Origin of the sequence: Magnetospirillum fulvum MGU-K5 (genome assembly GCF_000442515.1) — a bacterium.
GTDB classification, from domain to species: Bacteria; Pseudomonadota; Alphaproteobacteria; order Rhodospirillales; family Magnetospirillaceae; genus Phaeospirillum; species Phaeospirillum fulvum_B.
In genome coordinates this window covers 1-16,427 of record NZ_AQPH01000024.1, presented here as the reverse complement: position 1 = coordinate 16,427, position 16,427 = coordinate 1, and the positions used below count along the sequence as shown (strand labels likewise).

General features: G+C 62.0%; 10 protein-coding genes. 6 read left to right on the top strand and 4 right to left on the bottom strand.

What is annotated here, in order from left to right:
- Positions 1-94: 94 nt before the first annotated feature.
- Positions 95-1,981 carry a methyl-accepting chemotaxis protein gene (locus K678_RS08100; RefSeq protein ID WP_231376228.1) on the bottom strand — a complete coding sequence of 629 codons (1,887 nt, stop codon included), beginning with the start codon at positions 1,979-1,981 and terminating at the stop codon, positions 95-97.
- A gap of 9 nt (positions 1,982-1,990) precedes the next feature.
- On the opposite strand from K678_RS08100, the gene K678_RS19445 reads away from it, so the two are divergent.
- From K678_RS19445 to K678_RS08080, 5 genes are all read left to right on the top strand, one after another.
- Complete coding sequence (locus K678_RS19445; RefSeq protein ID WP_231376227.1) at positions 1,991-2,212, top strand: hypothetical protein; 222 nt, start codon at positions 1,991-1,993, stop codon at positions 2,210-2,212.
- A 472-nt stretch (positions 2,213-2,684) separates the two neighbouring features.
- On the top strand, positions 2,685-4,733 hold the full coding sequence (locus K678_RS08095; RefSeq protein WP_021131973.1) for an ATP-binding protein: 2,049 nt from the start codon (positions 2,685-2,687) through the stop codon (positions 4,731-4,733).
- A gap of 1 nt (position 4,734) precedes the next feature.
- The gene (locus K678_RS08090; RefSeq protein WP_021131972.1) at positions 4,735-5,124 is read left to right on the top strand and encodes a response regulator; all 390 of its coding nucleotides are present in this window, start codon (positions 4,735-4,737) and stop codon (positions 5,122-5,124) included.
- A 294-nt stretch (positions 5,125-5,418) separates the two neighbouring features.
- A complete protein-coding gene (locus tag K678_RS08085; protein WP_021131971.1) occupies positions 5,419-7,995 on the top strand; it encodes a chemotaxis protein CheB in 2,577 nt (858 codons plus the stop codon).
- Between the two features lie 91 nt (positions 7,996-8,086).
- Positions 8,087-10,420 (top strand): response regulator, encoded by a 2,334-nt coding sequence (locus K678_RS08080; protein ID WP_021131970.1) that lies wholly within the window; start codon positions 8,087-8,089, stop codon positions 10,418-10,420.
- A 41-nt stretch (positions 10,421-10,461) separates the two neighbouring features.
- Here K678_RS08080 and K678_RS08075 read toward each other — a convergent pair whose 3' ends face one another.
- The 3 genes from K678_RS08075 to K678_RS08065 all read right to left on the bottom strand — a co-directional run bounded on the left by K678_RS08075 (position 10,462) and on the right by K678_RS08065 (position 15,892).
- Complete coding sequence (locus K678_RS08075; protein WP_021131969.1) at positions 10,462-10,800, bottom strand: Hpt domain-containing protein; 339 nt, start codon at positions 10,798-10,800, stop codon at positions 10,462-10,464.
- Entirely contained in the window at positions 10,724-13,498 is a 2,775-nt protein-coding gene (locus K678_RS17680) for an ATP-binding protein (RefSeq protein WP_155804499.1), read from the bottom strand. The genes K678_RS08075 and K678_RS17680 overlap by 77 nt, the downstream gene beginning before the upstream one ends.
- 138 nt (positions 13,499-13,636) lie before the next feature.
- A complete protein-coding gene (locus tag K678_RS08065; RefSeq protein ID WP_021131967.1) occupies positions 13,637-15,892 on the bottom strand; it encodes a heavy metal translocating P-type ATPase in 2,256 nt (751 codons plus the stop codon).
- Between the two features lie 68 nt (positions 15,893-15,960).
- Here K678_RS08065 and K678_RS08060 point away from each other — a divergent pair, with 68 nt between their 5' ends.
- Positions 15,961-16,383: a MerR family transcriptional regulator gene (locus K678_RS08060; RefSeq protein ID WP_021131966.1), complete on the top strand. Its 423-nt coding sequence runs from the start codon at positions 15,961-15,963 to the stop codon at positions 16,381-16,383.
- Positions 16,384-16,427 lie beyond the last annotated feature (44 nt).

The window sequence follows — 16,427 nt, the reverse complement described above, 5'->3', positions numbered from 1 at the left end:
TCGCCCCGCTTGGCCGTCGCCGCCAACAGAGCAAACTGAACGATGATCGTTAGGAAACGACACTCCCGCGCCTGTCCGGCCAGGAGTGTGGTCCCTATGCCGAGGCCTTACGCGCCTGGAACCTCTTTAAGGCTTGGCCCATATAGGTCAGGTGTTCGTGGTTCAGTGGCAATTGCAGGGTGTGGATGTCCTTGCTGCCTTCGACGTAGCGGGTAGGGATCGTCCGGTCGAAGCCGTCGATCACCAGATCGAAGCGGGCTCCGACCGCGGCGGTTAGCGAACCGATGAATTCGACGGTGCCGATCGACATCTTGCTGACCCGGCCGACGATTTTCGTGCCGCTTTCGGCGGTGGCCGTGGCCGACTGATTGACCTGACAATAAGACAGGCTCTGATCCTCGCTGAGGTTTTGCAGCGCGGATAGAAAGTCCTTTACCTCTTCACTTAGCGATTTGGCATCGCTGGACAGACGCAGCGAGGTCTTGTTGACGGCGATGGCGTTGTCCAGATTGCTCTGGATCGATTCGTTGACCTGGGTGATTGATGCGATCACCGTGAAGGTGCTGCCGGAAACCTGTTCGACGCTGCGGGCGATTTCCTGGGTGGCGGCGCTTTGCTGGGTGACGGCCGAGGCAATCGCCCCAGCCACATCGTTGACGCTCAACACACTGTCCGAGATGCTGTGAATGGCTTCGGCGGTGCGAGCCGTCGCCGACTGGATTGCCGCGATCTGGCTGCCGATATCGCCGGTGGCGCGCGCGGTTTGGTTGGCGAGGTTTTTGACCTCGCCTGCGACGACGGCGAATCCCTTGCCCGCTTCGCCCGCCCGAGCCGCCTCGATGGTGGCATTGAGGGCGAGAAGGTTGGTCTGACTAGCGATATTGTTGATCAACTCGACGACGGTGCCAATCTGCTCGGCCGCCTGGCTGAGTTCGGAGAAGGCGGCGACGACGACCTTTGACTTCTCCATCGCATCGCCCGACATGTTCGACGAGGTGGTGGCCTGACGCCCGATCTCGTCAATCGACGAGGCAAGTTGCTGCGAGGCGGCGGCGACGGTCTGGATTGTCGATGCGGTCAGGTCGATTTCGTTTTTGACCAGATTGACCTGACTGCCTGCGTCGTTGGAGGAATGCTCCAGCCGCGAAGACGTATTGGCCATATCGTTCGAGACCGAAGAGACTGAATTAAAAACACCGCCCAGACTGACGCCGAATTGGCGGACCAACTGGTCGATTTCCTCCTGACGCCGGGTTCGCGCCGCTGTCGCGCGCACCGCCTCTTGCTCCAACCTGGTCTTCTCGATCGCGTTGCGGCGGAACACCTCGACGGCGGCGGCCATATCGCCCAGTTCGTCGGCTTGCCCCCGGCAGGGAATGGTGACATCGACCGATCCGGCGGCCAGACGTTTCATCGCTTCGGTCATCGCCAGGACCGGCCCGATGATGGCGCGGCCGATCAGGATGGCAAGGCCTAGCCCCAGCAGAATTTCGATGACGGCCAGGATGCTCTGAACGTGGAGCGAGGTTGAAACCTTCTCCAGATTTTGGGCCTGGACCATATTGAATCGGTCGATCACGGTCTTTTCGGCGGTTTCCATCCGCTGTTCGATCGACAGGGCCTGTTCGCGCATTTCGACGAAGAGCCGATTTATCGTTGCGACATCCATCGCCAGAAGCTCGAACTTGGCGGCATAGTCACTCAAAATGGCGGCAACCTGTTCGGTCTGGCCGCGCAGAGCCCCATTGGTGATTTTGTCGAGGGCAGCAAGGCTGCCCCGCGCTTTCTCGACATTCTCCCGGAACCCGACGACATCGGCAGCCTCTTTGGTCGAGAGGTAGCGCCAGGTTGCCATCCGCACCAGGATGATGCCGCTGTCGAACGCTACCGCCGCCTGGGTTACCGCCGGGTCGTGGATCGCAATCGCGGCTGCGCTCAGTTTGGCGCTGAGCTGGGTCATCATCTCGCCGCTTTTTCGCATCGCGGCGCGATGCTCTTTTTCCGCGGCAGCCCCGGCTATGACCTGAGAGAATTTCTCGCCATGCGCGATAAGTTCCTCTCGTGCCAGGAGGTAGACCTTGCGTCTGTTGTCGTCGAGAGTGTTATCGGCCAGCGTCGCAAGCCCTTTGATCGCATCCGCGATCGCGCTGGTAAAATCAGCCGAAGCGCTTTCAAGTCCTTCTCTGACAAAAAGAATGCGCGAAATCCGTGACCGTTCAATCAGATGATTGATACGGGCGGCGGTTTGGGCATTCGTACTCGTTCTGCCCATTGTAATAGTATTTTCTTCGATTGAGTCGAGCTGGAAAAGTGAAAAAATTGTAACTGCCGCAGAAATGGCGACGATGATGCCAAAACCCGTAAAAATTTTGTTCTTTAATTTGAGTGAGTTGAAGAACATTTTGGCACCTTTTTGTTTGTGTTCGTCGTCTCGTTTCCTGTTTAATCGGTCTGTATTTGGATGTAATGTGATGTTTAGTTTTTCTATTGAAGGCTATCGGCTATCCTGGTTCCCTGCCCGTGAATTGGGCCGCAGAAGGGCATCTGGGGGCATCGTTGATTGATGACAAGGCATAACTTAACGATTTGGGAGAAAAAGTTGTATTAGAATTATCCGATAAGGATGGTTGACGCGGAGGGTATCTGTGTTGAGAGATCTCTCGATCGCTAAGGACTGCCCATCCGTGCCTCCCCAGGGGGAGGCGGGGCGGATCGCCGCGTTGCATCGCTATCGCATTCTCGATACCGAGGCCGAGCCGGCGTTCGACCGCATCGTCAAATTGGCGGCTTTGTTGCTTGATGTGCCGATCGCCTTGATTTCTCTGGTCGATACCGACCGTCAGTGGTTCAAGGCGGCGCTGGGGCTGAAGGTGCGCGAGACTCCGCGCTGCATCGCCTTTTGCGACCACGCCATCCGCGGTGAGGGAATCTTCGTCGTTCCCGATGCCAAGGCCGACCCGCGCTTCGCCGACAATTCCCTGGTGACCGGGGAACCGTTCCTACGCTTCTATGCCGGGGTTCCGTTGGTCACCAGTGACGGTTATGCCCTGGGGACGCTGTGCGCCCTCGATTTGGAGCCGCAGCAGCTTGATGCGCGCGGTGTGACGATCCTGAACGAATTGGCCGCCCAGGCGATGCACGAACTCGACGTTCGGGCCGCGCTGGGCGATCTCTACGATCAGGTCGATCGCGGCTATCATTCCGAACGGGCGCTGCGCAGCACCAACCTGCAATTGGCGGCCTTACTGAACGTTACCGCCAACGCGGTGGTCGCGGCCGATAGCGAGACCCGGATCATCGCCTGGAACCGCGCCGCCGAAGAGATGTTCGGCTACAAGCCGCAGGAGGTTGCCGGTCAGCCGATCTCCTGTCTTCTGTCGGATCGTCATCGCACCGCCGAGGCGGGCAGTTTGTCCAAGGATGCGACGATGCGTGACGGCTCGCCGCGCCTGCTGCACGGGCAACGCAAAAACGGCCAGGAATTCCCGATGGAGGCGTTTCTGGCTTGCTGGGATGATCCTCTGGCGGCGGCGTCGTTTGGGGTGATCATCCGCGATGTGACGCTGCGCAGCCAGCGTCTGGAGGAAATCAGCCGCAGTCGTGTCCATCTCGCCGAAGCCCAACGGATCGCCGGATTGGGCAGTTGGGATTGGACCGTCGATGACGACGTCATCACTTTGTCCGAACAGATGGCCTGGTTGCTGGGGTTGCCCGACGAGCGGGCGGTGACAAAGGAACAGTTCCTCAGCCGCCTGCACGAAGACGACCGCGCCGCTTTTCGGGGCGAAGTCGCCCGGGTTCTGACCGGCGATCTGTCGCCCAGCTATACCTTCCGGGTGCCGGGCGAAACCAGCGGGCTGCGGATTTTGCGCGGCTCATGCCGGTTGGTGGAAGGGTGGGACGGTCGGGTCAACCGGGTGATCGGGGTGGCACAGGACATCACCGATCTGTCGCGGCGCGAGGCGGTCGAACGCCAGCGGGAGAAGCTGGTCGCGCTGGGCGAGTTGGCCGGAGGGGTGGCCCATGAACTGAACAACCTGCTCCAGCCGATTCTCAGTCTGGTCGACTTGTCGCTCGGCTTCATCCATCCCGGTCCGCCGACCGAGGACGAGTTGGAAGAGATGCACGCCTATTTCACCTGCGTGCTCGACTACACCCGCCAGGGGCGGGAGATCGTCCGCCAGATTCTCCGCTTTGCCCGCAAGGAGGGCGCGGTGCTGAGCGTCGTCGATTTCGTCGCCGAGATGCAGAGTACCCTGGGCTTCTTGCATGGCGTCCTGCCCTCGGGGGTCGGTCTGGTCGCCGAGATCGAGCCGAGTGCCGCAGGATATGCCCGGGTCAATGCGGTCGAGTTGACCCAGATCATGACCAATCTGGCGGTGAATGCGGTTTATGCGATGGGCGGGCAGGGGCGATTGACGGTCTCGCTCAGCGAAAGCGACCTGTCGGTCGAGGTCTCTCACGCGCTGGGGGTCGAGCCCGGCCGCTTTTTCGTTCTGGCGATCGCCGATACCGGCCCGGGGATGCCCGAGGCGATCCGGTCGCGAATCTTCGAGCCGTTCTTCACGACCAAGCCGGTCGGCGAGGGCACCGGGCTCGGTCTGTCGGTGGTGCATGGCATCGTCCAGAGTTGGGCGGGCGCGGTCGAGGTCACCAGCGCCGTCGGTCAGGGTGCCACCTTTACCCTCTACATTCCAAAGCTCCACGACTTTGTCAGCGATGGGGAGATCTGACGTGGCAAATATCTTGTTGATCGAAGATATGAAGGGCGTGCGGCTGGCTCTGACCGCCGTGCTGAAACATGGCGGTCATACCGTGACCGAAGCCGATGACGGTTCGACCGGGTTGGAGATTCTGCGCAGCGGTCGGCGGTTCGATCTGGTGATTACCGATATTCTGATGCCGACCATCGACGGGATCGAGGTGATTATGTTCCTGGAAGCCCAGGCCAACCGTCCCCCCATCGTGGCGATTTCCGGAGGCGGCAGCCAGATGCCGTCGGACAAGGCGCTGATGCTGGCAAAGACAAAAGCCGATGCCGTTCTGTCCAAGCCGTTCGATAATGCCGATTTGCTGGCGACGATCGAACGATTGGTCCACAAGAGTGGAACAAAGAAGGGATAAGGAATCCCTCTCTCCGCTCTGGTGTCACATGCCCAGAAGGTGTTTTCGTCACCTTTGGTCATATTTTTGTTTTTTGATGCTGAAAGGGTGACGGATTTAAGTTGAAAAATAATCGGCACCGCCCTCTCGGGGTAGAATGAAATTATTGGTACAGGCCGGGTCGCTTTTCTGTTTTGCTTAGACTAACGTGATCTGGCGTATCTGTTTAATTGACGGCCGTCTCGGTCGCGCAGCGTTGCCGCTTTGGGCGGCGATTCCCTGTACGAGCCGCGTCGAGTCCTCGGAGGAGCCGACATGACCGATCCCGTTTCCCAGTCGACAGACGCGGCAGCGGGGACGCCCGCTGCCTTTGCCGTCGTCGGCATCGGCGCGTCCGCCGGGGGACTGGAGGCGCTGGAGCGGCTTCTTGGTTCGGTCCCGGTCCAAAGCGGGATGTCCTTTGTCGTCGTTCAGCATCTCGATCCCGATCAGTCCAGCGCCATCGTCTCGCTGCTGCAACGGGTAACGCCGCTGAATGTGTGCGAGATCACTGACGGCTTGGCGGTGAGGCCGAACGTGGTCCAGGTGATCCCTCCCAACCGCGACCTGTCGATCGAGAAGGGCTTGCTCCGTCTGCTTCCGCTGGCGACGCCGCATGCGCCGCGTCTGCCGATTGATCATTTCTTCCGTGCCCTGGCGCAAGACCGGCGCGAGAACGCGGTGGGCATCGTGTTGTCGGGGATGGGGTCGGATGGCACCCAGGGGCTGCGCGCGATCAAGGAGGTTGGCGGCCTTACCCTGGCGCAAAAGCCGACGGAAGCCGCTTTCGACAGTATGCCGCAATCGGCGATTGCCGCTGGACTCGTCGATATCGTCGTTCCTGCCGATGAGATGGTCGAGGAAATCGTCGCCTGTCACAACCATGTGCCGTTGGTCGATGCGGACAAGGTAATAAAGGCGCTGGAAACCCGTGAGAACCTGACCGCGATCATCACCTTGTTAAGCCAACGGTCTCATAACGATTTCACCTTATACAAATCGACGACCCTGTTTAGGCGGATCGAACGGCGGGTTGCTCTGCATCGCCTGAACTCGCTGGCAGAATATGTCAGCTATCTCCATGACAATCCCGGCGAGATCGATCTGCTGTTCAAGGAATTGCTGATCGGCGTCACCAGCTTTTTTCGTGATCCGGCGGTGTGGGAATCGCTGAAGCTCACGATCCTGACGCCAATGCTGACGGGGTGGTCGTCGGAGCGTCCGGTCCGGGCGTGGGTTCCCGCCTGTTCGACCGGGGAAGAGGCCTATTCCCTGGCGATTGCTTTTCGCGAGGTGCTGGAAACCGTCATGCCAAAGGTGCGGGTCGCCTTGCAGATCTATGCAACCGATATCGATTCCGAGGCGATTGTCCGCGCCCGTCAGGGGATGTTCCCCGACAGTATCGCCGCCGATGTCTCACCCGAGCGGTTGGCGCGCTATTTCGTTGCCGAGGAAAACGGATTTCGCATCACCAGCGAAATCCGCGAAATGGTGACGTTCGCCGAACAGAACATCATTTCCGATCCGCCTTTTACCAAGATCGATATTCTGAGCTGCCGTAATCTGCTGATTTATTTCAGCAATGAGCTTCAGAAGACGTTGTTGCCGCTGTTTCATTTCTCTCTCAATCCCGATGGCGCGCTGATTCTGGGCAGTGCCGAGGCGATTGGCGGCTTTACCAGTTTGTTTACGCCGGTCGACCCGAAGTCCCGCTTGTTCCGGCGGGTCGATCATCCGGTCTTGCGGGGCGAAATCGGCTTTCCGGCCCGCGCTTTTCCCATCCGGTCGCATCAGGCCGAGGAACCGGGGGCGAAACACGGACCGGAACCGTTGCAGGCCCTGATGGAGCGGCTGTTGCTGGCCCGCTATTGTCCTGCGGCGGTGCTGGTCGATGGCGACGGCGACATTCTCTATATCAGCGGACGCACCGGGAAATATCTCGAACCGGCGGTCGGCAAGGCCAATCTCAATATTCATGCGATGGCCCGCGATGGACTGCACCAACCTCTGATCACCGCACTCAAGCGCGCCCTGCGCCAGGATGGTCCGGTTATCCTCAGTGGCCTCAGCATCAAATCGGAAAACAGCACCCAGACGATTACCGTCACGATCCAGCGGGTTGATCGCCACGAAGCGACCTTTGATATGGCGTTGATCGTTTTTACCGATGTCGATCATGTGGGAATGCCGCCCAAGACATCGCGCAAGGCGGCGCGGGCGCAGGCCAAAGATGCCCTGGTCGCCGAACTGGTCCGCACACGTGCCGATCTGGACGAGACCCGGGCCGAGATGCAGGCCTCGCTGGAGGAGTTGAAGTCGGCCAATGAGGAGCAGCAGGCCACCAACGAGGAACTGCAATCCGCCAACGAGGAATTGACCACCTCGAAGGAGGAAATGCAGTCGATGAACGAGGAACTTCACAGCATCAATGCCGAACTGCATTCAAAGGTCGGTGATCTGCTGTCCGTTAACAACGATATGAACAACCTGTTGAACAGCACCGAGATCGCGACGGTGTTCCTCGACAACGATATGCAGGTTCGCCGCTTCACCCCGCACGCCACCCAATTGTTCAAACTGATCCCCGGCGATGTCGGGCGGCCTTTGTCCGACATCGCGACCGATCTATTCTACCCGGCCTTGCCCAATGACGCGCGCGAGGTTCTGCGCACCCTGATCTTCATCGAGACGCGGGTTCCGACCCAGGGGGGAGGCTGGGTCAAAGTACGGATCATGCCGTATCGGACCCATGACAATGTGATCGACGGTGTGGTGATTACCTTCGTCGATATCTCCGAGATCAAGCGGTTGGAAGACGAGGTGAAAGAGCTCAGAGGGGAGAGGCCTGAGTAATTTCCGACCCTCCCCGCCGTCTATCGAACGGGTGTAAATTTGCGCGGTGCCTGGGGGGCATGGGCCGTACAACCCGACTGGATGGGCGGCCATGAATGCTGAGTCGAAACCGTCGCAAGACGCTCTGTCTCTTCGTCAACAGGCCGAGCAGAAACTCGGTGCAGGGGGGGGCGAGACCGGATCAATCGCGGACAGTCCTGCGCGGCTGGTCCATGAGCTTCGCGTTCATCGCATCGAACTGGAACTTCAGAACGAGGCGCTGCGCGAGGCATCCTGCTTTGCCGAAGCCAGTTTGGCCCAGTTTACCGAGCTTTACGAGCTTTCCCCCGTTCCCTATCTGACGTTGGATCGTGACGGACAGATCAGCCGGGTCAATCATGCTGCCGCCGCTTTGCTGGGGCTGGTTCCCGGTCCGACCGGTGCCTTGCGGCTGGCGGCCTTTATCGCCGACGATTCGATGGCGGCGTTCCGTGGCTTCCTGGGCAATCTCTTCGCGGATGAAGGCGTCGGATGCTGCGAAGTGGCGTTGCGGCGTGGGGGCGCTCGTCCCGACGATTGCGTCGTCCAACTCGAAGGCCGGATCACGTCGGGCGGAGGGGGCAGCATCATCGCTCTCCTCGACATCACCGAACGCAAACGCGCCCATGATGCGCTGCGCCGCGCCGTCGAGGATGCCGAGCGGGCAACCGCCGCCAAATCACGATTTCTTGCCGCCGCCAGTCATGATCTGCGTCAGCCGTTGCAGACGTTGTATCTGATCAGTTGGGTGATGGCGCGCAAGACCGACGATCCCCAGATCCGCGCTCTGCTAGCCGAGCAGGATAAGGCGCTGGGGGGGATGTCGACGATGCTCAACACCTTGCTTGACATCAATCTGCTCGATGCCGGGATCATCTCGTACCATCCGGTCGGCCTGTCGGTTGCTTCGCTGCTTGGACGGCTGGCACAGGATTTCGCGTTTCAGGCCGGGGCCGCCAATAACGTCCTGCATCTGGTCGAAAGCGGGCTGATCGTGCGAAGCGATCCCAAGCTGCTGGAACAGATTCTACGCAATCTGCTGTCAAACGCATTTAAATACACCCATGACGGCCGGGTTTTGCTCGGCTGCCGCCGTCGGGGCGACCGGGTGCGGATCGAGGTGTGGGATAACGGAATCGGTATCCCCGAGGACCAGCTCGATTCGATCTTCGAGGAATTCCATCAGGTCGATAATCCTCGGCGCAAGCGGAGCCAGGGGCTTGGTCTGGGGCTGGCGATCGTCAAACGGCAGGCGGCTTTGCTGGGGCATCCGATCGGGGTCCGCTCGCGCCCTGGCAAGGGGTCGGTGTTCTGGATCGAGCTGCCCCGGGGCGAGGTCGAGACGGAGGTTTCCGCATCCGATCCGGTTGCCGATGATCTCCCCGCCGTTCAGTTCCATCACCGCAGCGTTCTGCTGGTCGAAGACGATTCGTCGGTCGGGTCGATGCTGGAGCATCTGTTCGCGGCCGAGGGTTGCGCGGTGATCCGGGTCTGGAACGCGGACCAAGCCCTGGCCCTGGCCCGCACCCCGCTTGATCTGGTGGTGACCGATTACACCCTGCCGGGCGGGTTGACCGGACTCGACGTGCTGGCGCAATTGCGATCGGTCGCGGCGACGTTGCCCGCGATCTTGTTGACGGGCGACATTTCAACCGACAGCTTGCGCCAGATCGTCGCCGAACCGGATTGCATCCACCTGTTCAAGCCCGCGACGACCAGCGAAATCCTGCGTGCGGCGGGAACGTTGCTGGCGCGTTCGGTGTGCCGTTTCCCTCCGGCGGAGGGACGGGCGGTGACGTCGACCGTGCATGTCATCGATGACGATCCGTTTGTGTGCAAGGCGATCGCCGCTTTGTTGTCCGAGGACGATCGCGACGTCCTGCTCTATCCCAATGCCGAGACCTTTCTGCGGAGCGATCAGCCCCGGGGGGCGGGATGCCTGGTCGTCGATGCGGTGATGCCGGGGATGGGCGGATTGGAGATGCTCCGCCATCTTCGCGACCAGGGCAACCCGATCCCCGCCATCGTGATGACCGGACATGGCGATGTGCCGATGGCGGTGGCGGCGATGAAAGCGGGGGCCGAGGACTTCATCACCAAACCGATCGATCCTGAGGAAATGCTGGCCGCCGTCGGGCGTGCCCTGGAACTGGGGCGCGATGTCGCCGCCGAAAGCGCCCGCCGTGCCGAAGCCGCCCGCTGCTTCGCCGCTTTGACCCCCCGGGAACGACAGGTGCTGGGGCTGATGCTGACCGGCCTATCCAACAAGATCATCGCCCATGAGATGGGGATCAGCCGCCGCACGGTTGAAAATCATCGCGCCGCGATCATGAGCAAGACCGCGTCGAAATCCCTGCTCGATTTGTATCGAATCTCCCTGCTGTCGGGTGACCGGGACAAGGGCTGATTTCGATCTGGCTTGGTCATGCCGAAATCCGCGATCAGAGATCATGGGTCCCCCGTGGAATCGGCGACGAACTGCCCGGCGGCGACGAAGGCCCGCACCTCGGCAAAGGCCGCCTCGACGGCCTTGACCTTTTTCGCCAGGGTCGGCCATTTTTCCTTTTCCGCCGTGGCTTCCAACGTGGCGAGGCACTCGGCCAGCTTGGGGCTGGCCGCGTTGCGGGCGGCCCCCTTGGCGGCGTGGGCGGTCGCGCGCAGAGCGGCACGGTCGCGGGTGGTGATGGCGGCGTTCAGCCGGTCGCTCAATTCACCGAAGGCTTCGACAAAGAAGGTCAGGATTTCCGCGAACAGGTCGGGATCGGCTTCGCCTAGAATCTCGGTCAAAGCGGCAAGATCGATCGGAGCGGGCGAGGGCGGCGGCAGCGGGGCGGCCTCGGGCGGTGGGGGCGGGGGGGCGTGCCTTTTTCGGCAGATAGGTTTCGATCAGTTCGGCCAGGCGATCAAGGGCGACCGGCTTGGACAGATAAGCATCCATTCCGGCGGACAGGCAGCGTTGCGCATCCTCTTCCATCGCGTTGGCGGTCAGGGCGATGATCGGCAGGTGCCGGTCGGTTTCGCTGGCCCGAATCCGCCGCGCCAGATCATAGCCATCCAGGCGCGGCATCGCGCAATCGGTCAGCAGCAGATCGAAACTGGTCGAAGCCAGCGCGTCCCAGGCCGCTTCGCCGTCCTCGGCCATATCGAAGGCATACCCGAGCCGGGTGAGCTGGCGGGCGATCACCAGACGGTTGGTCGGGTTGTCCTCGGCCACCAGGATCAGACGGCCCGAGGCGTGGGCCTCGTCGCGGCTCGGCGGTGCCAGCGGTTGCGGCGAGAGCGGGGCAGCGGCCTTTTCGCCGGGACTTTCCAGATTGAGCGCCTGATGGACCTGCCGCAGCACGATCGCTTCGCGCGCGGGTTTGATCAGCACGCCCCCCTCGGTTCCGGGCGGCGGTTCGCTCGACAGGGCGCGCAGGACCGGGCTTTGGCCCAGGCGCTCGACCAGCGTGGGCGTCCGCAACGGCTCGTCGAGGATCGCCAGCGAGACCGGAGTGGCGAGGGCAGCGAGGGCGGAATCGGTATCGGCACAGGCGATCACTTCGGCACCATGATGGATCAGAATCCCCGCCATATGGTCGCGGCTTTCGGGCAAATCGTCGAGCACCAGGATGCGCTGACCGTCCAGACTCTGGCGGGGGGCGTCGGGGATCGTTCCTTGCTCCAGCGGCAGCGTGAACCAGAACGTCGACCCCACTCCGGGAACGCTGGTCACGCCGATCGCGCCCCCCATCAGCGACACCAACCGATGGCAGATCGACAGGCCAAGGCCGGTGCCGCCGAACTGGCGGGTGGTCGAGGCGTCGGCCTGGGTAAAGGGTTGGAACAGGCGCGCAACCTGTTCGTCGCTGAGGCCGATCCCGGTATCGACGATCTCGAAGCGGGCGAAGGCGCTGTCCGGGCCGGTGGGGACAGCAACGCGGACAACCACCGCGCCCCGCTTGGTGAATTTGATCGCATTGCCCAGCAGGTTGAGCAGAATCTGCCGCAGCCGCACCGGATCGCCGGTCCAGTAGACAGGCAGGTCGGGAGCGGCGCACCAAGCGAGTTCGATGCCTTTTTCCCGTGTCTGCGGTGCGACGATCTCGACTGCGCTTTCGACCAGATCGCGGAGGTTCACCTCGACCCGCTCCAGCTCCATCTTGCCGGACTCGATCTTCGAGAAATCCAGGATGTCGTTGATAATGGTCAACAAGGTGGTCGATGATTTGCGTACGATCTGAACCATGTCGGTCTGATCCTCGTCGAGCGAGGTCAACGACAGCATCTCCAGCATCCCTTGAATGCCGTTCATCGGGGTGCGGATTTCGTGGCTCATCACGGCCAGGAACATCGACTTCGCCTGGGTGGCTTTTTCGGCAATCTCCTTGGCGTCGAGAAGCTCTGCTTCGGTCCGCTTGCGGTCGGTGATGTCGATCACTCCGACCAGGACGCAACGCTGGCCGTCGATCTCGACCATCTGACCCGACACCAGCGCCCAGAAGCGTTCGCCGTAATCAGTGTCGAGCAAGGTCACGAAACCCTCGACGAAGCCGCCGCTGCCCAGATTGTCGAGAAAAGTGGAACTGGCCGCCGGACCCATAAACCCCTCCAGGGTCATGGATTCCTTGCTGTCGGAATAAAACAATTCCGAGGCCCGGCGGTTGGCCCGGATCATCTCGCCGCCCGGCAGGCGGGCCAGGATCATCGCCAAGGGGGCGGCGTCGAAAAAGCGGTGCAAAATCTCGTCGGCCTTGCGGGTTTCGCTCAAGTCGGTGATCCCGACCAGAACGCAGCGTTCTTCCTCCCAATTTACCGCCTGTCCGGACAGAGCGGCGGGGAGGACCTCGCCATAGGCCGTGCGCAGATCGATCTCAAAATGCTCGACATAGCCGCCTTCGCGCAGTTCGGACAAAAAGGCGGTCCAGTCCTTTCGCCCGACAATGTCGTCCATTCGCTGGCCGTCTTTTGAACGGCCGACCATGAACAATTCGTTGGCGCGGCGGCTGGCGCGGATGATCGCACCGCTGTCGGTATTGATCAGGAAAAAGGGTTGCGGCACTGCGCTGAACACCCGCTCCAGGCCCTCTTCGGACACCCGTTGCGCGGTGATGTCCTTCACCCACACCAGGAGAGCATCGACATCGTTGAAAATCGTCGATTCAATGGTGATCTCGGTCCACAGGGCCGGGCGGTGCAGGCTGCGGATCGCGGCGACGCAATCGCGGACCGGCTCCATCTGCAAGGCGGCGCTGAACAGCCGGTCATGCATCTCGGTGCGTTTGAACAGGTTGCGCAACAAGCCACCGGCCAGCGTTACCCGGTCGATCCCCATCAGGACTCCAATCGCCTGATTGGCGTAGAGGATACGGTTGTCGCGGTCGCAGATCACGATGCCCAACGGGCAAGTGTCGAGCAGGCGCATCATGCCGAGACGGCGAAGCCCCGTCTGACCGCGTAACCCAGGGGGAGAGACCGGCTGTGCCGGTGTTGTCGTGGCGCTCACCTGATGATGCCTCCCCCCCAGTCCCGCAGCCGGTCGTCGATATGACTCCTATATCATAAGGTATGGCGTGGGGACGCCCAGATCAATGGGGCTCCGGCCGATCGACCTATCCTAAGGGGCGGTGTGCCCCCGGTGCGGTCACACCGCCGATCCCCGCCACCGCAACAGCCGCATCGCATTCGCCGTGACCAGCACGGTCGCACCGGTATCGGCCAGAATCGCGGGCCACAATCCGGTGATGCCCAGAAGCGTCGTCACCAGGAACCCGGCTTTGAGGCCAAGCGCGATGGTGATGTTCTGACGGATGTTGCCCATGACCCGGCGCGACAGGGACACCATGTCGGCGATGTCCATCACCCTTCCGTGCAAGATCGCGGCGTCGGCGGTTTCAAGCGCGACATCGGTGCCGCCACCCATTGCGATTCCAATATCAGCGGCGGCGAGGGCAGGGGCGTCGTTGATACCGTCCCCGACCTTGGCGACGATTTCCCCCCGGCTCTGCATGTCGCGGATAATCTCCTGCTTGTCGCGGGGAAGGAGATCGGCGCGTGGGGTGATGCCCAGCAGCGCGGCCACGGCCTCGGCGGTGGCGCGATTGTCGCCGGTCAGCATCACCGGCGCCACCCCGGCCGCCTTGAGCGCATCAAGGCCGCGTCTGGCATCGGCGCGGGGTTCGTCGCGCATCGCGACCAGTCCGATCGCTTCTTCGTTGCGGACCAGCACTGCCACCGATTTCCCCTCGGCGCTGCGTGCCGCGATCAAAGCCTGTTCGGCCTCGCCGATCCTGGCGCGGTCTGCTGCGGACGAGGCCGAGCCGAGAAAGATCTGATCGCCGCCGATTGTTCCGGTCACGCCTTGTCCCGGCACCGCCGCCTGATTGTCACAGGCCAAGCTCCCCAGCGCCTGGGCGTTCGCTTCGGCAAGGATGGCCCGGGCGAGCGGATGGCTCGATCCGGTTTCCAGCGCAGCGGCCAGGGTCAGCACCGTCGCCGGACTCTCAGTTCCGAACCCGATCACGTCGGTAACGGTCGGCTTGCCCGTGGTCAGCGTTCCGGTCTTGTCGAAAGCGATGGCGGTAATCCGGCCGACCGTCTCCAGCACGGCTCCGCCTTTCATCAGCAGGCCGCGCCGCGCTCCTGCCGACAAACCGGCGGCAATCGCGGCGGGGGTCGAGATGACCAGGGCGCAGGGGCAGCCGATCAGCAGGATCGCCAGGGCTTTATAAGTCCAGGCGGCCCAATCCGCACCCCAGGCCAGCGGCGGAAGTATGGCAACCAGGGCGGCGACGACGACGATCCCAGGCGTGTACCAGCGTGCAAAGCGGTCGATGAAACGCTCGGTCGGGGCCTTGCTCTCCTGGGCCTCTTCGACCAACTGGACGATGCGGGCAATGGTGTTGTCGGCGGCGGCGGCAGTGACGCGGACCCGCAACACGCCGTCGCCATTGACCGTCCCAGCGAAAACCGTATCGCCGGTCCGCTTGGTCTTCGGCACGCTTTCGCCGGTGACGGGGGCTTCATCGATCGCGCTGTCGCCCTGGACGATCTCGCCATCGGCGGGGATGCGGTCGCCGGGGCGGACAACAACAATCACGCCGACGGTCAGGCTATCCGCCGCTACTTCCTTGAGTCCGTCGTTGGTTTCCAGCCGGGCGGTCTTGGGCACCAGCGCGGCCAGACCCTGGATGCCGCTTCGGGCGCGCTGAGCCGCGACGCCTTCCAGCACTTCGCCGACCAGGAACAGGAACAAGACCACGGCGGCTTCCTCGGTCGCCCCGATGACGATCGCGCCGATGGCGGCAATCGTCATCAGCATCTCGATCGAAAATGGGCTGCCGGCGCGGGCCGACGCCAACGCCCGCCAGGAGATCGGGACGATCCCGACCGCGATGGCGAGCAGAAAGGCCCAGACCGCGTAATGCGGCAGCACCAACCCAACCCCATAGGCTGTCACCAGCGCTACGCCGCTGGCGATGGTCAACCGGGCCTTGGGCGACTGCCACCACGGACCGTCGCTGGGGCCGTGATCGTGCTCCGTCGTTACCACCGCGTCCTCTCTGCCGCCATGGTCATGGTTATGGGCGTGATCATGATCATGGTTATGGTCGTGGTGATGTCCGCCGCAGCACGGTTCGGGCTGGTGACGGGAGATGGCGCTTAACGGGATTGGGGTAGGGGTGTGGCGCGTCGCCCGGAAGCCCAGGCTGTTGATTTGTCTGATCAACGCGTCAAGGTCGGTATCGGGAGCATGGGTTACCGATAAGGTCTGAGTGGTGACCGAGACCATCACCTCGGTTACGCCCGGAATCCGTCGTGCGGCAGTGTCGATCTTGGCCGCACATGAAGGGCAATCGACCCCTTCAAGGCGGAAACGTGTCTTCGGAACCGAGGTCATCGTGGTGTCCTTGCTTGTCATTCTCAACAAGGCTACAGTCTCTAGTCGCTAGAGGAGCAAGCGGGAAAATGTCCGGAGTTTCGATCGGCGAAGCGGCGCGCGTCAGCGGGATCAAGGTCCCGACGATCCGCTATTACGAACAGATGGGGCTGTTGCCCGAACCGCCGCGCACCGAGGGCAACCGGCGGGTCTATGACGAATCCCGGCTGCGCCGACTGACCTTTATCCGTCACGCCCGCGAGTTAGGGTTCGATATCGGTGCGATCCGCACCTTGCTCGATCTTCAGGACAATCCGGGGCAATCCTGCTCTCCGGCGGATTCGATCGCCCGGCAGCGGCTTCAGGACGTGGTGGAGCGTATCGAACGCCTCAAAGCGCTCCAAACCGAACTTGAGCGGATGATCGCGGGGTGTTCGCACGCGACGATCGCCAAATGCCGCGTGATCGAGGTGCTGACCGATCATGGTCAGTGCGGGACCCCCACTCACTGATCGAACGGCGCATCGGTGACGCAGTTCGATCCTCGGCTATTCCC